16 protein-coding genes are annotated in these 22490 nt (G+C 45.1%); 4 read left to right on the top strand and 12 right to left on the bottom strand.

Features of this window, described 5'->3' with window-relative positions:
* Window positions 1–24 precede the first annotated feature (24 nt).
* The 5 genes from EXU57_RS01555 to EXU57_RS01575 all read right to left on the bottom strand — a co-directional run bounded on the left by EXU57_RS01555 (window position 25) and on the right by EXU57_RS01575 (window position 10791).
* On the bottom strand, window positions 25–2448 hold the full coding sequence (locus EXU57_RS01555) for an ABC transporter permease (protein WP_133266398.1): 2424 nt from the start codon (window positions 2446–2448) through the stop codon (window positions 25–27).
* 61 nt (window positions 2449–2509) lie between these two features.
* Window positions 2510–4903 (bottom strand): ABC transporter permease, encoded by a 2394-nt coding sequence (locus EXU57_RS01560; RefSeq protein ID WP_133266399.1) that lies wholly within the window; start codon window positions 4901–4903, stop codon window positions 2510–2512.
* 77 nt (window positions 4904–4980) lie between these two features.
* Window positions 4981–7404, bottom strand: coding sequence for an ABC transporter permease (locus EXU57_RS01565; protein WP_133266400.1), 2424 nt, complete (start codon window positions 7402–7404; stop codon window positions 4981–4983).
* Window positions 7405–7462: 58 nt separating this feature from the next.
* Entirely contained in the window at window positions 7463–9829 is a 2367-nt protein-coding gene (locus EXU57_RS01570) for an ABC transporter permease (protein WP_133266401.1), read from the bottom strand.
* A 284-nt stretch (window positions 9830–10113) separates the two neighbouring features.
* Window positions 10114–10791, bottom strand: coding sequence for an ABC transporter ATP-binding protein (locus tag EXU57_RS01575; protein WP_133266402.1), 678 nt, complete (start codon window positions 10789–10791; stop codon window positions 10114–10116).
* Between the two features lie 66 nt (window positions 10792–10857).
* On the opposite strand from EXU57_RS01575, the gene EXU57_RS25720 reads away from it, so the two are divergent.
* The gene (locus EXU57_RS25720; protein ID WP_262708536.1) at window positions 10858–10989 is read left to right on the top strand and encodes a hypothetical protein; all 132 of its coding nucleotides are present in this window, start codon (window positions 10858–10860) and stop codon (window positions 10987–10989) included.
* 812 nt (window positions 10990–11801) lie between these two features.
* Here the strand turns inward: EXU57_RS25720 and EXU57_RS01580 are convergent.
* The 3 genes from EXU57_RS01580 to msrB all read right to left on the bottom strand — a co-directional run bounded on the left by EXU57_RS01580 (window position 11802) and on the right by msrB (window position 13772).
* Window positions 11802–12548: a molybdopterin-dependent oxidoreductase gene (locus tag EXU57_RS01580; protein ID WP_243745474.1), complete on the bottom strand. Its 747-nt coding sequence runs from the start codon at window positions 12546–12548 to the stop codon at window positions 11802–11804.
* Between the two features lie 3 nt (window positions 12549–12551).
* Complete coding sequence (locus tag EXU57_RS01585) at window positions 12552–13235, bottom strand: cytochrome b/b6 domain-containing protein (protein WP_133266403.1); 684 nt, start codon at window positions 13233–13235, stop codon at window positions 12552–12554.
* A 63-nt stretch (window positions 13236–13298) separates the two neighbouring features.
* A complete protein-coding gene (gene msrB / locus EXU57_RS01590; protein ID WP_133266404.1) occupies window positions 13299–13772 on the bottom strand; it encodes a peptide-methionine (R)-S-oxide reductase MsrB in 474 nt (157 codons plus the stop codon).
* 105 nt (window positions 13773–13877) lie between these two features.
* Between msrB and EXU57_RS24935 the strand changes: the two genes are divergently transcribed.
* A complete protein-coding gene (locus EXU57_RS24935) occupies window positions 13878–14054 on the top strand; it encodes a DUF6728 family protein (protein ID WP_165957994.1) in 177 nt (58 codons plus the stop codon).
* 65 nt (window positions 14055–14119) lie between these two features.
* On the opposite strand, the gene lpxB is transcribed toward EXU57_RS24935, so the two are convergent.
* Entirely contained in the window at window positions 14120–15259 is a 1140-nt protein-coding gene (gene lpxB / locus EXU57_RS01595; protein WP_133266405.1) for a lipid-A-disaccharide synthase, read from the bottom strand.
* 212 nt (window positions 15260–15471) lie between these two features.
* Here lpxB and EXU57_RS01600 point away from each other — a divergent pair, with 212 nt between their 5' ends.
* Window positions 15472–15897 carry a response regulator gene (locus tag EXU57_RS01600; protein ID WP_133266406.1) on the top strand — a complete coding sequence of 142 codons (426 nt, stop codon included), beginning with the start codon at window positions 15472–15474 and terminating at the stop codon, window positions 15895–15897.
* A gap of 5 nt (window positions 15898–15902) precedes the next feature.
* Here the strand turns inward: EXU57_RS01600 and EXU57_RS01605 are convergent, their stop codons facing one another.
* The 3 genes from EXU57_RS01605 to EXU57_RS24940 form a co-directional block, all read right to left on the bottom strand.
* The gene (locus EXU57_RS01605) at window positions 15903–18512 is read right to left on the bottom strand and encodes a gliding motility-associated C-terminal domain-containing protein (RefSeq protein ID WP_133266407.1); all 2610 of its coding nucleotides are present in this window, start codon (window positions 18510–18512) and stop codon (window positions 15903–15905) included.
* A gap of 354 nt (window positions 18513–18866) precedes the next feature.
* Window positions 18867–20861 (bottom strand): gliding motility-associated C-terminal domain-containing protein, encoded by a 1995-nt coding sequence (locus EXU57_RS01610; RefSeq protein ID WP_133266408.1) that lies wholly within the window; start codon window positions 20859–20861, stop codon window positions 18867–18869.
* Between the two features lie 110 nt (window positions 20862–20971).
* Entirely contained in the window at window positions 20972–21148 is a 177-nt protein-coding gene (locus tag EXU57_RS24940) for a hypothetical protein (RefSeq protein WP_165957995.1), read from the bottom strand.
* Between the two features lie 242 nt (window positions 21149–21390).
* On the opposite strand from EXU57_RS24940, the gene EXU57_RS01615 reads away from it, so the two are divergent.
* Complete coding sequence (locus EXU57_RS01615; RefSeq protein WP_133266409.1) at window positions 21391–22434, top strand: rhodanese-related sulfurtransferase; 1044 nt, start codon at window positions 21391–21393, stop codon at window positions 22432–22434.
* Window positions 22435–22490 lie beyond the last annotated feature (56 nt).

Raw genomic sequence — 22490 nt, forward strand, 5'->3', positions numbered from 1 at the left:
GTGAAGCAGCGGGCTTTACCACTTCTATTCATTCCTCAAACTTGTGACAGGGTTGGAAAGGGCAGCTTTAATGGTTTGAAAGCTTACTGTTATGAGCGCAATCAATAGGGCCGCAACGGCAGCGATTCCAAATACCCACCAGCTGATTGTAACCCGGTATGGAAAATTTTCAAGCCACTTGTTCATTGCAAACCATGCAATCGGAAAGGCGATTACCGACGCGATGAATACCGGTTTTAAAAAGCTCCTCGACAATAAAGCAACGATGCCGCCGATACTTGCGCCAAGTACCTTCCGGATGCTGATTTCCTTATTCCTTTGCTCAGCACTAAATGCTGCCAACCCAAACAGACCCATGCAACCCACCACTACGGCCATTATGGTAAAAATCCATAAAAGGCTGCCGAGCTTATCTTCCGACTTATACATTGCTGCAAAACTTTCGTCCATGAATTTGTAATCAAGGGGATAATCGGGTGAGAAACGGCTCCACACTTGTTTGATATAGGCAATTGTATTTGGGAGGTCGGCAGTCTTGACTTTTACAGCCATCTTAGCAAGTGCAGGCGGATAAATCTGTAGTACCGTGGTAGTTACTTTTTCGTGCAGGCTTTTGTAGTGGAAGTCTTTGATGACACCAATTACACGTCCCTTTTTTAAGGGGTTCAGTGAGTCCTTCTCCCATTTGTCCCAGTGTATCGGCTGTCCTAAAGCTTTTTGAGGTGTGCCAAATCCAAGCTCTCTTACAGCAGTTTCGCTAATGATGAATGCCTCATCAACGTCGGTAGCCATGTCTTTCGAAAAGTCGCGACCCGCCACCATCTTTATTCCAAGCGTACTGATATAATCGTGATCGACTATAAACAGGTTAGCGCTATGGCGCTTATCACCCTCTTTACCAGGTATAATAACACCATCTCCGGCATATTGGTCTCCCGGTAATCCGTATCCGGCAGTCGCGGCAACCACGTTTGCAGATCGCTTTAGTTCGTCTTTAAAGGCCTCCGGGTTTTTTGCAACCTCACCCCTGACCGGGAAGTATAAAATTTCATCCTTGTTGAAACCCATATCGGTTTCGTGGAGAAATCTTACCTGGCGATAAACAATGGTGGTGGATATGATCAACAAGGCCGATAGCGAAAACTGGATGATTACAAGCGCCTGCCTGAGCCATTGTACATGGCCTGGTGATGCGCTGCTAGACTTTATGCCCTTGAGCACCTTAATAGGTTGAAACCCGGATAGAACGATCGCAGGATAAATACCCGCCAGTATGCCGATTAGCATGCCTGCAGCGATGAGTCCGGCTGCTAAAATGGGATCGGTAAAAGGATTAAAGGCGATTTGTTTTTCGGTAAAGGTGTTTAGTGCAGGTAGTATTATCATACTTGCAATTGTTGCCACCAAAACAGATACAAGTGAAAGCAATATGGTTTCCCCTGTGAACTGTAGTAATAACTGCCTGCGATCGGCACCTATTACTTTCCGAACCCCGATTTCTTTTGCCCTTCTGAATGAACGTGCCGTTGCAAGGTTGATGAAATTGAAGCAGGCAATTATCAGGACAAACAGTGCGATACTACTCAGTCCATTCACATAGGTTTCATTTCCTCGTTTTGCATTATCGTACGAAAATTCTGAGGATTGGAGATGAATATTCTTCAGGGGTTGAAAATAGGCCTGGTAAGTAAACCCACCGGGAGAAGTTTTAGGGTGGGCAAGACGTTTAACTTCTGCCTGGAACTTCGACTGCAGTTGCCCTACGTTCGTTCCTGGCTTAACTTTGACATATGTAAAAAATTGTTGCCAGCCCCAACTCTCCATGCGACTCTCCGGAAGGCCGGCAGACTTCAATGAAAGCAATAAGTTGAAATCAAGGTGAAAATGCTCAGGCACCCCGGCCAACACTCCCTTGACAACGAAGTTCTCCTGTTCAACCTTAATTGTTTTACCCAACGCGCTTTGATTGCCAAAATACTTGCTGGCAAGGTCGCTTGTGATTACCACGGAGGATGGCTCTGCCAGCGCGGTTTTTGGATCCCCTTGTAAAAACTTAAGCGGGAATATGCTGAAGAACGATGCTTCTGTGAACATATACTTTTCCTCATAAGCCTTCACGTTTTCATGTTCGAGCAATAACTTGCCGCCAGCCATCAGTATCCGCAAAGTATTGTCAACTTCAGGAAATTGCTGCTTGAGGTGAGTGGCAAACATCGGTGCAACACTTGCCGTGCTCGTGTTACCTTCCGTGCTTTTGCGTTCGGTGTAAAGCCGGTATACATTTTCACCACCCTGGATGAACTTATCGTATTTCCATTCATCCCAAACAAACAAGCCAATCAACATACAACCTGTGATTCCAATTGAAAGACTGAGGATGTTTATTGCAGTAAAACCTTTGTACCGAAGCAGGTTCCTGAGTGCCGTTTTAAAATAGTTCTTTAGCATAAGAGGGTGTTAATTCAAGGTTGAAAATGATCCGCCGACGTGTATAAACAAAAACAATGACCTATTCAGTTCGTAAACTTTTAACCGGGTTTGAAACAGCTGCTTTTATGGCCTGGAAGCTTACCGTGATAAGTGCGATGGCTATAATTAAAAATGCCGCAGCAACAAAAATCCACACACCGACGGACACCCGGAAAGTGAAGTCCTGTAACCACTTATTCATAACCAGCCACGCCAGTGGAAACGCGATGAGCGATGCCGCAATAACCAGTTGTAAAAAATCTTTTGATAAGAGGGCTACCACGTTCGCCACTGATGCGCCGAGCACCTTCCTGATGCCAATTTCTTTATTGCGTTGCTGGATTACGTATGCCGATAATCCAAACAAGCCAAGCATAGCCAGCAGCACAGCAATGGCAGCAAACGTATTCAGTACCTTTCCTAACCGGTGTTCCGAATTGTACAGCTTGTTGTAATTATCGTCCAGAAAGTGGAACTCAAACGGCCGATGTGGTACAAGATTTTTCCAGGAGCTTTCCAGGTATTCAATCGTTTGTTGCATATTCTCGCCTGAAAGTTTTACCAGTAAATAGTTCCCCCAATTTTCGTTGAACAATACAAGGGGCTTTATCGGGTTGTGAAATGATGAGAAGTGAAAATCTTTGATTACACCTTTTACTGTTCCGGGGCGGTGCGTACCAAGGAACATCTTTTTACCGATAGCCTGTGCCGGTGTCCAACCCAACTCACGTGCAGCAGTTTCATTCAGGATGTAGTGATATTGTTTCTTCTCCTGGTCCTCGTACTCCACATCCTTCATATCCTGTTCACTAAAGTCTTCACCAGCAATAAAGTGAACACCGGTTGTTTTTGCAAAATCTTCGTCTACAACATTGGCATTAACGATAATGGATTGATTTTCCGCCATATCGGCCCGTCGCATACTATAACCTGCAACGATGTTGATGGGCTCATTGTTTACTCTTGCAACGCTCCTGATCCCCGGATTATTTGTAAAAACCGTTTTCACGGTTGCAATGTTTGCCTTCATTTTCTGATCCATTGGGAGTACAACTATGTGATCACGATCGAAGCCCAGGTTTTTGGATCGTATATACTCCAGTTGTTTTTGAATCACAAAACAGGCTACAATCAGGAACACCGAAATGATAAACTGGAAAACGATCAGCGATTTACGCAACACCAGGCCTGTTCCTGAGTTTTTGAAGGCGCCTTTCAACACGCGTATCGGTTGAAATCCGGATAAAATAACTGCCGGGTAGCTGCCGGCCAATAACGTAATACATAATATGACTACCAGCTCAAACAGGAGCATAGCAGGGGAGAACAGGCTGCCTATGGCCAGATTGCGATCAGCCAGGTTATTGAATGGTTGGAGTAATAAGCAGGCCAGCACGGTGCTGATAAGCAGTGCAGCAACAGAGATTACCAACGACTCTCCAATGAATTGCCAAAATATCTGGTTTTTAAATGCACCGGCTACTTTCCTGATCCCCACTTCTTTAGCCCGTTCTATCGAACGTGCGGTGCTTAGGTTGATGTAGGTAAAACACGCGATCGCTAAAATCAACAAAGCTACTGCTGCGATAATATAGATATAGGTAATGCTGTTGTTTGGTTCGAAACCATCGTAAGGGGAGTACAGGTGAACGTCTTTGAATGGCTCCAGTTCATAAGTTACGTAGTCTTTTCCACTAACTTCAGCAGCCATTTCGTGCTGCATAAAAGGCCGGATCTTTGGTTGTAAAGTATGAATGGCGCTTGCGGATCTCAACAGGAGGTAAGTCGTAAAGTTTGCATCCCAATAGGTATTCTCCTGTGTAACACCAAGCGAGGAAAATGAACCAATAAAGTCAAACTTTATCTGGGAGTTAGATGAACAATCTTCCATTACTCCGGTTACCGTATAAGGCACTGAGCCGCTCCCGACGGTTACAATTTTTCCAACGGGGTTCTCATCACCAAAATACTTTGCCGCAGCTGACTTTGTAAAAACGACAACATTGGGACCTGAAAGGGCCTGAGCACGATTGCCAAGTATTAGCTTAAAGGAAAAGATATCGAGGAAAGTGGAGTCAGCATAAACAAACGACTTTTCATTAAATAACTTCTCCTCATACCTCATCACCCGGCTGGTGCCGCTCATTCGAACAGCTTTCTCTACTTCCGGAAAATTACGGCTGAATGAGGGCGCAACTTTAGTACTGGTAAAGTTTCCTTTTTGAATGGCGCCACCAAAGCTATACTCCATGATAACCCTTACAATGCGATCTCCTTTTTCCTGGAAATGGTCATAGCTTAGTTCGTGGCGAATGTAGATCGCCATCAATAAACAGCAGGTTAACCCGATACTCAGGCCGATGATGTTGATCAGCGAAAAAGTTTTCTTCTTCCACAAGTTTCTAAATGCGATCTTGATATAGTGCCTGATCATACAATACCTATTTTTTCAGATTTTGAACTTCTTCGCTCCGGCAACTTATTTGACTGCTGATGTTATGCTGCACTTCCTTACTCATTTCTCAAACTCTTAACCGGGTTCGCAACAGCAGCTCGCACGGCCTGGTAGCTGATGGTAACAAAGGCGATTACGGCAGCGGTCACCCCGGCGAGTACGTAAACCCACCACGGGATATCTATCCGGTAAGCGAAGTCCTGCAGCCATTGGTGCATACCATAATAGGCAAGCGGAAAGGCGAGCAAACCGGCAATCAACACGAGTTTTAAAAAGTCGCGTGAGAGCAAACCCACGATGGTTGAAACGTTGGCCCCAAGAACCTTCCTGATACCGATCTCTTTAACCCGCTGGCTTATGGCAAATGCCGATAAGCCAAACAGGCCAAGACAGCCAATGAAAATGGCAATAAATGCGAAGATGGTGAAGATGGTAGCCTGCCTGCGTTCCGCCTCGTATAACCTGTCGTAACTTTCGTCCAGGAAGGTGTATTCAAATGGTGTTTCCGGCAAGAATTTTCTCCATACATCTTCGATATGGGCTATCGTGCCTTTTACATCCTGCCCGTTTAATTTTATGGATAGCTGTCCATAACCCCTTTCATTCCGGGGCATCTGGAACACCATAGGAAGTATGTGCTGGTGTAACGACTCAAAATGAAAATCCTGGAAAACGCCCACGAGCTCGCCTTTTCTTGATCCATATTGAAACTGCTTGCCGATCGCGTCTTCGTTCTTCTTTAGTCCAAGTACTTTTACCGCGGCTTCATTGATAAGGTAAGCGGTGGTATCCATGCCATACGCAGACGAAAAGTTGCGTCCTGCTACCATCTTGATGCCATAAGTCGGAATAAAGTCTTCATCTGTTCTAATTACTTTGATGTCGGCTTTGGTCGGAGCGAGGCTATCTCCAAGATTGATCTGGGAGCCACTTGCATCCAGGAGTCTGCCGGTTGGAATACGCGATGAGCGGCCTACACTTTTTACCGACGGGTTTGACAACATTTCTGTTTTGAATGAAACGTACCGCTCGGCCAATGCATTCTGATAATTCATGTTGATCACCTGCTCCCTGTTAAAGCCCAGTGATTTGCGCTGCATATAATCAAGTTGCCTGAACACAACTACGGTACTTACAATTAAAACGATAGAAACCGCAAATTGAAGCACTACCAGCACCTTTCGGAAAGAGATGCTGCCACTGCCAATTTGCAGTACCCCCTTTAACACCCTGATGGGTTGAAACGAAGATAAAAACAGGGCAGGGTAGAGGCCCGATACTACGCCCACAACTGCGGGCACCAGCAACATCAGCACGATTGCCTTGCCACTCAACAGCACTTTCAACGATAGCTCCTGTGCAAGTAATTTATTGAGGGCCGGCATGGCTACAATTGTAACAATGATGGCCAGAATCATCGCAGCGTACGATATAACGATTGACTCACTTATAAACTGCGCAATTAACTCATGTTTACGCGCACCTACCACTTTGCGCACACCAATTTCTTTTGCTCTAAGTGCTGAGCGTGCGGTAGAAAGGTTCATATAATTGATCGAGGCGATCATCAGGATAAACATAGCAATGGCTGAAAAGATGTATACCCGGTTGATATCGCTGTTCTGTTCAACTTCGAGGTCGGTTTTGGAGTACAGGTGTATATCGGTAAGTGGTTTCAGGTTAAGTTTTGACCAGGTAGAAGGCAGCTTTGGTCCCTCATCTTTAATATGCCTGTTTAAAAATGCGGGGAACTGTGCTTCCAGTTTTTTCGGATCATAACCGGGCGGCAATAACAGGTAGGTAAAAAAGGAATTATTGCCCCAATTGGTTGCTAATTGCCGTGCACCATAAACTGCCGTATCGTTCAGGGTGTTAAACGAGATTAGTATCTCGGGGTGTACATGTGAGTTGTAAGGAAACTTCTTGAAGACCCCGGTCACTTTTGTAGTTAACGTTCCATCCAGCTTGATCACCTTTTCCATAGGATCATCTTTTCCAAAATACTTTTCAGCAATTTCTTCACTAACCATAACGGAAAAAGGATTTACAAGAGCCTGCTTCGGATTACCCTTTTTTACAGCTACGTCAAAAACTTCAAACAGGTGTTCGTCAGCAAAAAACACGTTTGTTTCATTAAAAATTTTTTCTTCGTACTTGAATGAAGTGGTACCATTTGGAAGGAGGCGGGTAATCTTCTTTATTTCTTTAAAATCATTTAGGAGTAGTGGGGCAACAGGCGGGGCCACCGAACCAAGTTCTAAGGATTGCACACCAGTTTCGGCGTTAAGAAAGGTGCGCTCGAGCCGGTAAATATTATCGGCGTTCTTATTGTACTTATCGTAGCTAACCTCGTGTATGATATAGGTGGCAATAAGCAGGCAGCAGGCCAGGCCAACGGTTAATCCAAACAAGTTGATAAAAGAAATCAGCTTGTACTTAAGCAGGTTTCTAAAAGCAATTTTTAAGTAGTTGCGGATCATGGCGCTGGCAGTTAAGGGTGGGTTAAGGGGCGTCGCTGGTGCTGTACCAGCAACAATTTTATTCGGTTCGCAAGCTTTTAACGGGATTTGCTATAGCTGCTTTTATGGCCTGGTAACTCACGGTTAAAACTGCAATGAATACGGAAAGAAGTCCGGCTACAATAAACACCCACCATTGTATTTCTACACGGTAGGAGTAGTCCTCCAACCAATTGTGCATGGCCCACCAGGCAAGCGGGGCAGCAAGTGTAAACGACAAACAAACCAGTTTAAGAAAGTCCTTCGACAACAGGGCAGTTATACCGGTAACCGAAGCGCCTAAAACTTTTCTTACACCAATTTCTTTTATCCTGTTTTCTGCCATATAGGTGGCCAGGCCAAATAATCCCAGGCACGAAATCAGGATGGTTAGCCCAGCAAATATTCCTGCAAGTGTCCCGGTGGTATTTTCGTCCTCAAACTTTTTCGCATACTCTTCGTCTACAAACTTGTAGTCAAAAGGATATTCCGGGTTATACTTTTTAAAGATGGTTTCAGCCTTCGCAAGGTTTGCGGCAGTGGTATTTTGCTCATTAAACTTAATTAGTATAACCCCAAACCAATCTGACTTTGGCCCGAGTATAATCATTGGTTTGGTTGGCTCATAAGGCGAGGTAAGTATAAAGTCTTTGATCACGCCGACGATGTGCCACTCTTCACCATTGTCTTTTACTTTTTTACCAATCGGATCTTTAAACTTCATCACCTTTAGCGCCGACTCATTTATGATCATCGCAGTTGAGTCTGTCGGAAATTGTTTCAGGTCAATATCACGTCCATTTATAAACTGCAGTCCTGCTGTTACACCAAGCCCGCCGTCTTCGGAATAGCGGTAAAAGTCCGTTTTATCATTGGGGTCCTTTCCTTCCCATTCCTGTCCCCAGCCATCGCTCCAGCTTTGCGTTAAAGGCGAACTCGCTTTTGTTACCGCGGTAGCAATACCGGTACTGAGCAATTCATTTTTAATGAGGTCAAAATGCTTTTCAATGTCACCGGTAAAAAGGTGGTATACAAGGTTGTTTTTATTGTAACCGATTTGACGGTCTTTTGCGTAATCAATCTGTTGCTTAACAATGATGGTGGAGATGATCAATACAATCGCAAAAGTAAACTGCAACACTACCAGCACTTTTCTTGGGGTAACAAGTGCATGTGCTTTCCTGAAAGTGCCCTTAAGCACTTTAACCGGCTGAAAAGAGGAAAGAAAAAAGGCAGGGTAACTACCGGCAAGAAGTCCGGTAAAAAGTATAAATACAGCAAAAGCAATCCAGATATTTATGTTGCTGTAATCAATTGCCACCTTTTCGTCGATCAGGCGGTTAAACGCAGGTAGCGCTACCAAAACAAGTATAAAAGCAATGATTGCCGATATCAGCGACATGATAACCGACTCGCCAATAAACTGGCCGATGAGAGAACTTTTCTGCGCACCCACAACTTTACGAAGGCCAACTTCTTTAGCCCGTTTTTCACTCCTTGCCGTACTTAAATTCATAAAATTGATGCAGGCAATCAACAAGATAAAGCCTGCAATAATGCCAAACAGGCGAACAAAAGCAATCCGTCCATTATTGTCTTCTACACCATTCGTAAAGCTCGAATACAAACGCCAGCGGCTGATGGGGTAAACAAACATCTCCCATGTTTTTTCTTCCTTATCATACCGTGGTTTAAAGGGCTTCAATTTCTCATTCAGCAATGCAACGTTTGTATTTGGTTTAAGCAATACGTATGTTGCGGTCGAATTATTCCCCCAGTTCTCATCATCCTGCCCCTGCGATCTCAGGTAGCTCCAGGGCAGCAGGTACTCAAACTTGAAACGCGAATTGTCCGGTGGTGTTTGTAATATTCCGGTAACAGTAAAAATTTCTTTGTTGTCTACCTTAATCAGCTTTCCTATCGGGTCCGCAGTTCCAAAAAGCTTCTTGCCGAGTTCTTCAGTAAGCACAATTGAATGCATATCATCCAATACACTGGTGGGATTGCCATTCAAAAGTTTAAAAGAAAAGATTTCTAGAAAGTTAGAGTCCACAATGTTACCCTGGACAGTAAGCTTTTTTTCACCAACGGTAAGCAACATATTACTGCCCCAGTTTACCCTGGCTGCTTGTTCCACCTCCGGAAAATCTTTTTCGAGTGTACGGGCAAGTACCTTTGGCGTTGTACTCCAGCACTGCAACTTATCGCTGAAAACTGCGCGGTTCCAAACGTTGTAGATCCGTTCTTTTTTTTCGTGAAACTGGTCATAGCCAACTTCGTTTTTTATCCATAACAAAATCAGCATTGCACTCGCCATGCCGATCGCCAGGCCAAAAATATTAATCGCCGAAAAGCCTTTATTCCGTAACAAGTTGCGGAACGCTACCTTTAAATAGTTCTTCAGCATAAACTTGAGTAGTAATTTTTTTTTTGAGACAAGCATTGATTCTGCTTTCAACATCGTTGTGTCACTCACTTGTACCGCATAACCTTATTCCACATCCGGTTTCATCATGCTACTTTCCGCCGACATCGGGCGTCCCGCTATACAAAACAGCGTATAAAGTAATTTAACACTTCAAAGCAGGCTCCTGTGCATAGAACCCTGTTCGGTGTATGAAGATCATTGCCAGGATATTGTCACAGCAATTGTTCGTATGTTGGAATAAAGGCTGATGTAACGTTTAACGATCAAACCAGGATGTTTTCGGTAACGGTCTGTCCGTCCAGCATCCTGATGATGCGATGGCTGTACCTTGCATCGTGCTCGGAGTGTGTCACCATGATGATCGTAGTACCTTGTTCGTTCAGGTCGGTAAGTAATTGCATTACCTCGTTTCCGTTGGAGGAGTCAAGGTTACCAGTTGGCTCATCAGCAAGTATCAGCCTGGGGTTGTTTACAACTGCCCGGGCTACTGCAACCCGCTGTTGTTGTCCTCCGGATAGTTGCTGGGGATAATGGTTGCGCCGGTGCATAATCTGCATTTTGTCAAGCACAGCTTCTACGCGCTTTTTTCTTTCGTCGGTTTTTACACCGAGATAGATTAGGGGCAGTTCCACGTTTTCAAAAACAGTTAGTTCGTCTATCAGGTTGAAGCTTTGAAAAACAAATCCAATATTGCGCTTTCTCAGGTCCGCTCTTTTGCGCTCGTTGAAGTCTACAACTTCTATATCATTGAACAAGAAACTTCCGCTGTCAGGATCGTCTAATAGCCCAACGATATTCAGGAGGGTAGACTTGCCGCAGCCTGAAGGTCCCATAACAGCAACAAATTCGCCTTCCTTTACTTCAAATGTCAACTTGTTCAGGGCTACAGTTTCAACATCTTCGGTTCGGTAAACTTTCTCCAGTTCCTTGATTCTGATCATTAGCAGTTGGTTTTAGGGTTTAAAGTATTGTTCGCATTAAAACGAAAACGACACAAGCCCGAGGGGATGGAATACCGGTTCGGCAATGACCTGGGATGCGCTCTTGGTTTTGCAATGCTTGAGTTGAAAGGGGGACTTATCACATCCGGTATACTCAGGCCGGCTACTGCGGGTGAAGCCGATACAGCATATAAGTAAGAGGATCAAAACAGTAAGTTTTTTCATGGTGTCCCTTTTTGTGGATGATAAGATGCTGTGGCTTTGCTGTTACCGCTTTACTAGAAGCCTCCCGATCAAAGTTCTGGCGGGTGCAGCTTGCCCTGTACATGTGACTCACAATAACATGCCATTTTGCAAGTACCTGATTATCAATCTTAAAATCCTGAATTTATTTACGAAAGTGTTCGTTAGCATGCAACAATTGTTCGCTTTTGATACACTGCTTGCGGGAGCTTTCCTTGCAGTTACGGCAATACACCCTGGACTCCGCTGGGCGCGTGTTCAGGCAATTGATACCATCAGGTAAAAAGAGGGAGAGGTAAGAAATAGATAATTCAATTATACCGCGTGGAGCAGGGTAGCAATAGAATAAGTCAATCAGTAAAGCCAGCTACTAAACTTTTTTGTGCAAAAGGCTCGACTTGTTTATTAGAAACAAAGTTCATGGCTCATACCCATTCAGGGCCCAGGTTATAACTCCTTATCTCATCAAAGAAGCACAACGCTGGAATGGCGGAACTACAATTAATAAAGGTATAAATAGTTGATAGCTGAAGTGTATATCGGGCGAAGAGTGACGGTCCTACCGGGTGCGATAAAAAAGCTTAGCCAAAACTGAACATAAGAGAGTCCAGGAAGAACAAGTTGGTTAATCATATAACATCCCGGCATCGGAAGTTGAAGGTTACTTTCAGATAGCAGTCCGTGCAAAAGCTTAGCCGGTAATGCCGGATAGGAGTATAGGCTTAAGGCCTTCCCGGTTCAGCGGCCCTGGTTTATAGATCAGGTCGCTAGTGGCCTGCATAATAGTCGTAACCACGTTCAGCCCAGAAATCTGGCGGCTTTTCATTACTGAAAAACATGGTTCCAATACGTTTGAGGTGCTTTATTCCGTACTTAACCGGTATAATCAGCCGGACAGGAAAACCTTCACGTAAAGGCAATGCACGGCCATTCATTTCGTAACACAATAGGGTCTGGGGGTGCAAGGCACTCGGCATATCGATACCAACATAATAGCCCTTATCCGGTGTTTGAAGACCCATGTATTTTAATTGCGACTCGGGACCGAGTCGGTAATGATCGATGAAAGTTTTCATTGGCACACCACCCCAGTGCGTAACCTGGCTCCAGCCTTCAATACACTTAAAATCGAAAACAATTTCTTTCTTTGGCAAGGCCTTTAATTCCGAAAGAGAAATCTGCAACGTGTCGCCCGCGCTTCTAACCACCCTTAGCCGCCATGTTCCGGAATTAACACTGTCACGCAAACCATCGCTGCCATTAAAACGCACCTTTTTTTCAGCGGCACTTACCGGGTACTCCTTAACGAGCCGGCTAGAGTCAAACAGCCTTGAAGATACCTGTTCGTTGAAGTTTAGCGACTCACGGAGCGGCCGTGGTGCACCCGCTATTTTGGGTTGGCGTTTAACCCATTGATAGCCGAAATAAACCATGAAGCCAACAAGTATAAAGATGGCAAATGAAATGGCCGATTTCCTTAATACCTGCCTCTTTGTAAATGTAGTTTCCTCCAAGCCTTAATGTTTATCAGTTGTTTTTGTATCGGCTGCAGGTTTCTTAACCTCAAAGCCGGTGATTATCGATTGAAAGTTATTCCAACCTGCTTTTGCTACCTGAACGATATGGACAAGGAAAAAGAGAACATACCCAATGGTAAGTGCAAAATGTTCTAATCGCGCCCATTCGTAACCGCCGCACAACCAGGTCAGAAAACCAAATTGCACGGGTTTGTAAATCGCCAGGCCTGTTATTAGCGAACCAACTCCCATCACGAGTATGGTGGTATAGGCGATCCTTTGTGCCCCGTTGTATTTTAGAAAAGGTTGTTCAAACCGGCGTATACGGAGGTCGTGCAACAACACTTGCCAGGCCTCCTTCATCGACCTGCGGTTTGGGAGAAGATAGCGCCACTGCCCGGACAGGAAAGTGTACAGCACATATAATAGCCCGTTCACGGCGAAGATCCACATCATGGCAAAGTGCCAACTCATTCCTTCCGCTAACCGGAACGGAACGTTTAGTGCTTTGTAGAAACTTTCCGGAAAAAATTTGAAGAGGAGCTTACCGCCAACTGTAATCTTGTAAACATCGTTAGCCCAGTAAATTAACAAGCCACTCCAGATCATACAAGCCAACACAGGGAAGTTGATCCAGTGAAACCATCGGATTGCAAGTGGATGTTTCTTAACGATCGTTTTCATGTATTGCTAATTGCATTAGGCATGACTGTGCACCAATGAGCTTGTTGAACTTTCATGATCCTATTACTTCTTCACAAATTTCAGGGAAGCGGAGTTCATACAATACCGAAGGCCGGTTGGTTTCGGACCATCGTCAAATACATGTCCCAGGTGTGAACCACAATTCTTGCAATGCACTTCGTCCCGAACCATACCAAAGGCGTTGTCGGATGAAATTTCTATATTCTTTGCCACTGAGGGTTTATAGAAGCTGGGCCATCCTGTGCCACTTTCAAACTTCGTTTCGCTTTTAAACAATTCAACCCCACATCCAATACAATAATAGGTGCCTTTTTCGTGATTATCATGGTAGGCATTACGAAAAGGAGGTTCGGTACCCTGTTCACGGGCAACATGGTACTGGTCGGAGGTTAAAAGCTTTCTCCACTCAGCCTCGGTTCGGGTAACCGCAAACTTTTTCTGGTTACTCCTGGATTGCGCCTGGCTACAGGAAGTGGCTATCGTAACCATCAGAAACAAGCATAAAAGCATTCTCATCGTAAATCGTTTAAGTTATATTAAAGTTACGCATATGGCAACGGGTGGTTTTACAAGTATTCTTACTTTTACAGAACCATCTGTTAAAACAGGTGTTGTTTTGTTATGGGAATATTCAAACAAGTCGCCGAATACCTCTATCTAAAGAAGAGGGATCCTAATGCACCACATACACCCTGGATGAAATACATGCACGGAATGAACCGGATTTCAATCCTCATGTTCCTGGTAGCACTGCTGATCATTTTGTTCAAGGTAATTATATTGCCTCTTTTCCGCTAAAACCAACAACGCGGTAGTTATTTCTGCTCACCAGTATTGGCAGCAGATGATAGCAGTACAACTGTTTAGATGTTTACAGCTGCACCGGTGGGTTTCGCTTCGGAGATAAATTCGAAGATGATCCGTGCGGCGTTTGCAGAAGCGTGCCCGCCAAGCGATAATAAATTTTTCAAGTCTGCATAGTCCTTCTTCAATTGATTGATCCGTTCTGGATTTTCCAACAGCTCCCGCAATTCCCGGATGCAATTTGCAGTATTCATCTCATGTTGAATTAATTCCTTCACCACCAGTTTATCCATAATCAGGTTAACGAGTGATATATACTTTACCTTGATTACCCGTTTTGCAATTTCGTACGAGATGGGATTAGCTTTATAACATACAACTTCCGGCACATCGAAAATTGCTGTTTCAAGCGTTGCCGTGCCACTGGTGACAAGGGCGGCTGAAGCCTGGTTCAACAAGTTGTAAGTGCCACCACTAACCGCTGATACGTTTTTATAGGGCTGCATGAAAGGTTCATAAAAACTTTTGTCTAAGCCCGGCGCGCGTGCAACAACGAAACGATACTCGCTGAAAGCTTTACTCACTTCAAGCATTATCGGGAGCTTTTTTGCTATTTCCTGTTTCCTGCTTCCCGGTAGCAACGCAATGATCTTTTGTCCGGGTGCCAGGTGATCGTTTGTCGGTTGCTCTCTGAATTCCTGGATTGTTTCTACAAGCGGGTGACCAACATATTCAACTTTGTAATCGAATTTACCGTAGTAATCTTTTTCAAAGGGAAGTATTACCAGCATCTTATCTACATAAGCCTTGATGATTTTTACCCGTTTTTCTTTCCATGCCCAGACCTGCGGGGAAATATAATAGACTGTTTTAAAACCTTGTTGCTTTGCCCACTCAACAATTTTGATATTGAAACCAGGGTAGTCGATGAGAACGATTACATCAGGGGCAAAATCAAGAATATCTCTTTTACAAAATCGAATGTTCTTTAATATGGTAGTAAGGTTGGCCACGACTTCAATAAAACCCATGAAAGCAAGATCGCGGTAGTGTTTCACCAGGTTTGCCCCGGCTGCCTGCATCAGGTCGCCCCCCCAACAGCGAATGTTGGCACTTGCGTCCTGCTGATGTAAGTGTTTTATGAGGTTACTGCCATGCAAATCGCCACTGGCCTCACCGGCTATCAGGTAATATTTCATACTAATACCAAATCTTGTATTGGGGTGCAAATTATGTGATTAGCATCTTGTTCTATAAAATGCTTTCCACGTGTTTTCTCTAAGTGCAGCAGTCATTTAGAAATGTGTGGGATTAGCAAGTATGATCTACCGGGTTTCCATTGAACACGGTTGACAGAATAACCATTGACTGTTAACAACAAAGTTTAATATTGCTGATCAAACCCCAAACCATGTCGAAACTTGGACCTATAGTTATTGTTGATGATGACCAGGATGATTGGGAAATATACGAGATGGTTTTTCGTGATCTGAACGTTACTAACCCGGTTCGCTTTTTTGACTTGTGCCAGAATGCCTATGATTACCTTTATACTACAGATGAAGCACCCTTCCTGATTATCTGCGACGTAAATATGCCAAGGATGAATGGCATTGAGTTCAGGCAGAGGATCACGGGCAACGAAATCTTGCGGCGAAAAAGTATTCCTTTTATTTTTATGTCAACCACTGCTGCACAGGGTGTTGTTGAAGAGGCTTATGCACTTACCGTGCAGGGTTTTTTTGAAAAAGGGAAAACCATTGATCTGACAAGGGAGACCCTCCGCTTGATTGTAGAATACTGGTCAAACTGCAGGCATCCGAATACCCTCAAGTAGACTGTCTAACGAATCAGGATCACCGTCCCTTTGGAATGGTAAGGCTTTCCTGTATAGTCTACACCTTTTACCATCCACACAAAGGTACCCGGCCCCTGAGGACTACCACCAACCGTTCCATCCCAACCCCGGCTGTTTCCTGCGCTTGAAAATACCCGTTGTCCCCACCGGTTAAACACATTAAATTCCATTTGACTCATCCCTGCCGCTACGGGCTTTAGCAAATCGTTTGTACCGTCAGCATTTGGGGTAAACGCATCCGGCACAAACACGGTCGGTCCTGTTTTATATACATTAACGCTAACGTATGCTGAGTCGACACAGCCTTCTTCGTAAACAAGAACCTTATAGCGGATCGTGTTCATGGTCTGATCATATCTTGCAATCGGATCGGGTACATTGGGATTATTCAGTCCCGTTGCAGGTGTCCAGTAATAGAGAGAACCGCCGCTTGCCCGAAGCTGTAGCGGCTGACCAACTATAGCGGTGGTGTCATTACCGGCAGATGCATTCAGGTCGGCTAACACTTTTATGAAAACGGTGTCGGTACCGGGTTTAGGACATCCTTTATTATCAAACGCATTCAGCACGTATGCAGTTGTTTGGCCGGGTCGTGCAACGGGATTACTGATTTGTGGGTTGCTCAAAGTACCCGGCGGGCTCCATCGCAATGCGGTACCATTTGTTGAACCATTTAGCTGGGTGTTTTGGTTAAAACATATCGTTTGATCAGCACCAGCATTGGCGATGGGGTAGGGAACTGTTGTAACAACCACTTGTTCCCTCGCCTGGCAGCTTCCGATTGATGCGGTGACCTCGTAGGTAGTCGTACTGTTTGTAATTGCAACAGGGTTCCGCGAATTAGGATCGCTAAGCTGAAAGGCTGGCGTCCACGAGTAGCGAAAGCCATCCGAAATAATTTGCATACGAATGCTGTCTGAACTGCATATCGTCGTATCATTCATCGCGGTAAGGCTAACCCGATCTGTGACCCGGACCGTTACTGAGTCATTGTTGATACAGCCGTTGTCGTTCAGAGTTACATAGTATTTGGTGGTTACACGGGGTGCAACTATGGGTGTGGCCGTATTTGCACCGGTAATGTTCAGACCCGGGGTCCAGGTGTAATTGCCGGCACCCCCTGCAATTAACTGCACCTGGTCAGGTGTGCAAATTAGCGTGTCTTTAAACTGCAGCTGCACCGGCGGCTTGTCAACAATCGAGATCGTTTTAAAAAGAGTGTCCCGGCAACCTTTTGAAGTTGTTACTTCTAATGCTGCATTTTTCTGGCCCATCGACAAATAAGTAAACGCGGGATTTTGCCGGTCGGAAATGTCATTGAATACGGAAGGTTCACCAAAATCCCAACTCCAGGAATTGATTGTTCCATACCGTGTGGTGCTAATATCGGTGAATACAGTTGGCTTATTTATGCAGATGCCGCTAACATTGAAGTCGGTTACCATACCCGGATAAACCCTGACTATGGATTGAGCTGAGTCACTACATTTCTGTCCGCGATTTATGGCCAGCTTAATGGTGTACAAGCCTGTATCGGCAAAGGTGTACGATGGTGTTAGCGACGCCGAATTAAGAATGGTGGACCCAGCAGAATTTACGAGTTCCCACATGGTAGTCGTAATCAGGGGACTGGTTGATATATTTGAAAAGGTCAGGGTATTTGAACTTTTACAAAGCAGGTATTCTGGCTCCAGTAGGGCAGCGGCTACCTGGCAGGGTGCGATATTGATCTGGAGGTCTTTCCGTTGGGTTGCAATCACCTGGCCATTTCTGATCTCCTGCACACAAACGGTGACCACGTAAATGCCACTAGGCGGTGCCTTGCCAGTGATTAGCCCGTTAGTAGCATTCACCTGCACATTTGATCCTAAAGGTGCCGACCCGCTATATGCAGAACCATAGGGTACAGACTGGTACGGTGGAGGAAGTGTCGGTCCTGCGTTTCCGGGTCCGCCAACGTTGCCGTTTCCCTGGTATGCATTGCAAAAACTATAACGCAGCTGGTCGCCATCACTATCGGTAGCAGCAAAGCTGTAGCTGAACTGGTTGTTTGCGCATACAATTACCAGGTCACTCCCAACGAAAGTCGCACTATTGTTTTCAGGTCCGTTGACAACGGGGCTGGTGCCGGGTATTTCAGCAGTGTACAATGCCCCTACCTGGCTATACCCATTCGAAAGGTTACTAATGCCATTGATCCGGTAATTAACCTGGCTGGAGAGCACATAACCCAAAGCTGAAGCAGGTAACGACAACCTGAATGTAAAATAGCCTACTTCGTAACAAACAACCGGTGGATTACTAATACAGGGATCAGCGTTTGGGAGACTTATCGTTTCTCTTCTGGCAAGCGGTACGCTAAGGTCGGCAACGCGCGAATTTGTGGATTTATTAAAAACCGAAATCACCGTAGGATCGTTAAACCGGCGTCCGCTATTACACCGCATAAAAAGTTTAAGCGTTCCGGAGTACTGGTACAAGCCCCCGGAAACTCCTGTGAAAATATACGACATTTCGCCACCGGTAATATGATCAGCTTTTGCAGTTGTGCAGATAAAAAATAGCAGGAAAAGCCCGGAAATACATTTGTTCATCAAGCCAGCATTTGGGTATTTAGTTAAGGCTGAACCCTGGAAAGTAAGTCTACCTTGAAAATACGTTTTTTTGCGCATTTGGATGGCCAGCTTACAAATAAGATAATATGGAGCTCCGAGAGGCTCCAGCTTATCGTTGCCGCAATAATTACCAGCACAACTTTGCGGCTTAGATGAAACGCGATTTAGGCGCTTTCTGCTTTACTTAGAAATAAGCCGCTGGCTGTGAAGGACTACGATATTCACGAAATGTATTAAGAATAACCGCCGGCCGGGTATGCTTAGTCAGTTGTATAAAACTTTGCTTATATATTTTATTATCCGGTCCGGTGGTGGGCAAATGAAAATGCGTCATCAACGGAGAAGCACTGAAGTCCCCTTTAAAGAGAAGTGCTCACCCGTATCGAGGTGGGTGTAGGTTAGTGTCCAAACATACGTGCCTGTTCCCTGGGGTACACCACGGAAAGAGCCGTCCCATTTGCTGTTGAAGTCCCTGGTTTCGAAGAGCAGCTGACCCAACCTGTTGAATACCCGAAAAGTCAGGTTTGTGGCTTTAAAGGCGTTTAACGGAAAAAGATGATCATTCAAACCGTCGCCATTGGGAGAAAATGCCGTAGGCACTGCGATGTAGCAGTTGCTCAATACGGTAACAATCATGGAGGTGGTGTCTATGCAATTATGCTCGTTCTGAACAGTAAGTCGTACCCGGTAATTTGTGCTTCTGGTTACCTGGGGGAAGCGCAGGCCCGGAGGGTTTTGTTGATTGCTGCTGGTACCGTTGCCGAAATCCCATAGCCAGGAGCGGATTTTGCCTAGACTGGTATCGCGAAAAGTAGATACGTCTTCGGGGCAGGCCAATGACGGTCCTGCAATGGCAGCCTTTAGTTTAACATCAAGCGGTATAGTCACAGAAGAACTATCGCTGCAAACACCATTGGAAACCGCTAACCGGACTACCTGTGGTGAAGACGTCCGTGCTACATAAGCCAGGTTTTGCTGTAGCGATGTTCCACCGGAATAGTTCCATTTCCAGGTGAGGTTGGATGGCCCCGGATGGCTGAGGGCTATGGTATCGGTTGTGCATCCGTAATTTACAACATAGCTGAACCGGGCCGAAACCGTGTCGGATGTTACGATTTGCACTGTAGCGCCTGCCGGGGTCTGTTGGCCGCACTCATCAATAATAGTATTGCCGTCGGAACCAGCATTTAGCGTAACCCTGTGTATGCCAGCCGTACTGATGGGCGCCGACAACTTTAGCGTAACCAGGTTGCCAAGGTTATTGGCGCAGTTAACGCTTGCTGAAACGACCCTTACCCCACTTAAGCCACTAAGGGTAAAATCGCTGCCATCCGTTGCAATTGAATTACAGCGTACCATCTTTTTAAAGACGACCTGTAACTCTGCAGGTGCACAACCCACTGTTCTAATGCTATCGAATGCTGTAGGTTGTGGCGGAGTAATGAGAAAATTAACCGAATTACCGGGGGCTATACCGATATTGCAATTATCGAGTATCGTGTTTCCATCGGTGCCAGTTTTAACTGCTAAGGTGTAATTGCCGGGAGGAAGCGGGTTGGCAAAATTAATTACGAGTGAGTCCATGTCGAAACCTGCAGTACAGTTTAATCCGGATGCTGATAAAATAGCACCGGTAGCAGTCGTGATGGTAAAATCAGAGCCATCCGCAGCAAGACTATTGCACTTCATTTTTTTCGAAAGCTGTACCCTAAGTTGGGATCCACCACAATTTGGAACTGCAGATTGAAGCTTCCCGGTGGTGCTATCCGTTATGCTGGCCGTACCACCTGAGAATTGGAGTGAGTACCCGCTTTGCGTGTTGGTGAAATGGCTTACTAAAAGAAGGTAGTTGTGGTTCACCTGCAACGAAGGCATGGAACTAAAAAGTGGCCGACCTGTACCTTCACAAACAACAAGTGAATTGCCAGCCGCAGACGCGCCTGTTCTCCCGCTCTCACCTGACCAGTTACAAGCAACGAACATGGTGTTATCACTATAAACCAGGTTGGGGTCCTTTCCCGTTACATCGAAAAGCTGCCAGTCGTAATCGTCGTTGAGGTTATTGGGAGTGATTACAAAGCCAAGTGTTCCCGCACTGAAACACGTAAACTTATACCAGTATGGATTTTTATCCTGGAAAATCGGTCCTACACATCGTGTAGGTATTGCGCGCTGCCCACAAATGGGCACATTCGTTTGGGTAAAAGTTGAAGATCCGCAGACGGGGAATGCTGTAGTTGGGTTTTGGCCAAGATTTGTACAAACCTGTGCCCGGGCAACTACGGAAAAAAGAATTAGCAAGAAGGAGCAAAAGTGCCTGTTAATCATACGTGAAGTTAACAGACCGCTCCACTTCAACGAACGCTGCTTTTTAACTATCAAGCTATGCGTGAAATCGCATCAATAAGAAAGCATAACCGGTTAAGAACCTGCAGGTATTACCTGGATTCTTTGGCGCGGTGACAAATGATTTCAACAGAAAAACTGAAAGCCAGACCGAAGGCAACAGCCTCCCAAAGTGATTGCGTAAAGATGATCGCCTTTAATGTCATAACCAGGCAAAATACACTTGTCATTACAGTAAGTGCATTTTTCTCAGAGAAGTACCGTTTCATATAAAAATTTGGCTGTGAAAAGAGAGATTGGCAAATGTAACAACGGATAACAGCAATCAAAAATTGCACGTCAGCATCGCTCTTAATTTTCACTTAAAGTTGAACAGCACTTTAAGGTATTCTTCAGTAGGCGCTTTATTATCTTTGCAACCAATTTTGCCCACCCTGCAAGTGGGTCCGTACTAAATGGAATATTTGCTCTGGTCCGTCAGGGTCTTTAGCGAATAGCTGAAATCAATCTTATGGCTTTACTTCACAACCGGGTTTCACAGAAGGAACTCAAAGAACGCCTTATGGCGGAAACTGAACCGCGAACTACGATCAGTTTTTATAAGTACCATCCAATTGAGAATCCACCTGCTTTCAGGGATGAATTATACAAGCAACTTTCGCCGCTTGGCGTGTTCGGCAGAATCTATGTGGCGCATGAAGGCATAAATGCCCAGGTGAGCGTTCCCGCTGTAAATTTCCAGGCATTCCGGGAAACTTTGTATGCCATCGAATTCCTTAACAATACCCGGCTCAATGTAGCGGTCGACGATGATGGCAAGTCGTTTTGGGTGCTTAAAATTAAAGTCCGTGATAAAATCGTTGCTGATGGCATTACCGATCCATCTTTCAATATGGAGAACAAGGGCAAATATGTTAACGCAGCAGAGATCAACGGCCTTATGACTGACCCTGCCACAATCGTGGTGGATATGCGGAACCACTATGAATACGAGGTCGGCCACTTTGAAAATGCCATTGAGATACCCTCTGATACCTTCCGGGAACAACTGCCAATGGCCGTAAATATGCTTAAGGACCAGAAAGACAAGAACATCATTATGTATTGCACAGGCGGGATCCGGTGCGAGAAAGCAAGTGCCTATATGCTGCATAATGGCTTTAGCAACGTTTATCACCTTGAAGGAGGGATCATTAATTATGCTTCACAGGTGAAAGAGCAACAGCTTGAAACGAAGTTTATCGGCAAAAACTTCGTTTTCGATGATAGGCTGGGCGAGCGTATCACCGAACACGTAATTGCCAAATGCCACCAGTGTGGGCAACCGGCCGACACCCATACCAATTGCCGGAATGATGCCTGTCACTTGCTGTTTATACAATGCAAGGCTTGTAGGGATAAGTTCGATGGGTGTTGTACCGCGGAGTGTCAGACGGTATACCATTTACCGGCAGAAGAACAAAAAGGGTTGCGGGAGGGCCAGGCAAATGGGATTATGATATTCAACAAATCTAAAAAAAGGCTCAGGCCCAGGCTCAATCAACCCGACAATTGATGCACAGTATCCGCACGTGACAAATTGCAGAGCAGTGAACTACAATCTGGCAAACC

The sequence above is a fragment of the Segetibacter sp. 3557_3 genome, assembly GCF_004354985.1.
Classification (GTDB): Bacteria; Bacteroidota; Bacteroidia; order Chitinophagales; family Chitinophagaceae; genus Segetibacter.

Bases quoted from the DNA above. Each gene is read 5' to 3' on its own strand.
- EXU57_RS01560 (WP_133266399.1), bottom strand. From the start codon at position 4,903: ATGATCAGGCACTATATCAAGATCGCATTTAGAAACTTGTGGAAGAAG.
- EXU57_RS24935 (WP_165957994.1), top strand. From the start codon at position 13,878: ATGGGAATATTCAAACAAGTCGCCGAATACCTCTATCTAAAGAAGAGG.
- EXU57_RS01600 (WP_133266406.1), top strand. From the start codon at position 15,472: ATGTCGAAACTTGGACCTATAGTTATTGTTGATGATGACCAGGATGAT.
- EXU57_RS01570 (WP_133266401.1), bottom strand. From the start codon at position 9,829: ATGCTGAAGAACTATTTAAAGGTAGCGTTCCGCAACTTGTTACGGAAT.
- EXU57_RS01555 (WP_133266398.1), bottom strand. From the start codon at position 2,448: ATGCTAAAGAACTATTTTAAAACGGCACTCAGGAACCTGCTTCGGTAC.
- EXU57_RS01565 (WP_133266400.1), bottom strand. From the start codon at position 7,404: ATGATCCGCAACTACTTAAAAATTGCTTTTAGAAACCTGCTTAAGTAC.
- EXU57_RS01605 (WP_133266407.1), bottom strand. From the start codon at position 18,512: ATGAACAAATGTATTTCCGGGCTTTTCCTGCTATTTTTTATCTGCACA.
- EXU57_RS24940 (WP_165957995.1), bottom strand. From the start codon at position 21,148: ATGAAACGGTACTTCTCTGAGAAAAATGCACTTACTGTAATGACAAGT.
- EXU57_RS01575 (WP_133266402.1), bottom strand. From the start codon at position 10,791: ATGATCAGAATCAAGGAACTGGAGAAAGTTTACCGAACCGAAGATGTT.
- msrB (WP_133266404.1), bottom strand. From the start codon at position 13,772: ATGAGAATGCTTTTATGCTTGTTTCTGATGGTTACGATAGCCACTTCC.
- lpxB (WP_133266405.1), bottom strand. From the start codon at position 15,259: ATGAAATATTACCTGATAGCCGGTGAGGCCAGTGGCGATTTGCATGGC.
- EXU57_RS25720 (WP_262708536.1), top strand. From the start codon at position 10,858: ATGGAATACCGGTTCGGCAATGACCTGGGATGCGCTCTTGGTTTTGCA.
- EXU57_RS01615 (WP_133266409.1), top strand. From the start codon at position 21,391: ATGGCTTTACTTCACAACCGGGTTTCACAGAAGGAACTCAAAGAACGC.
- EXU57_RS01610 (WP_133266408.1), bottom strand. From the start codon at position 20,861: ATGATTAACAGGCACTTTTGCTCCTTCTTGCTAATTCTTTTTTCCGTA.
- EXU57_RS01585 (WP_133266403.1), bottom strand. From the start codon at position 13,235: ATGAAAACGATCGTTAAGAAACATCCACTTGCAATCCGATGGTTTCAC.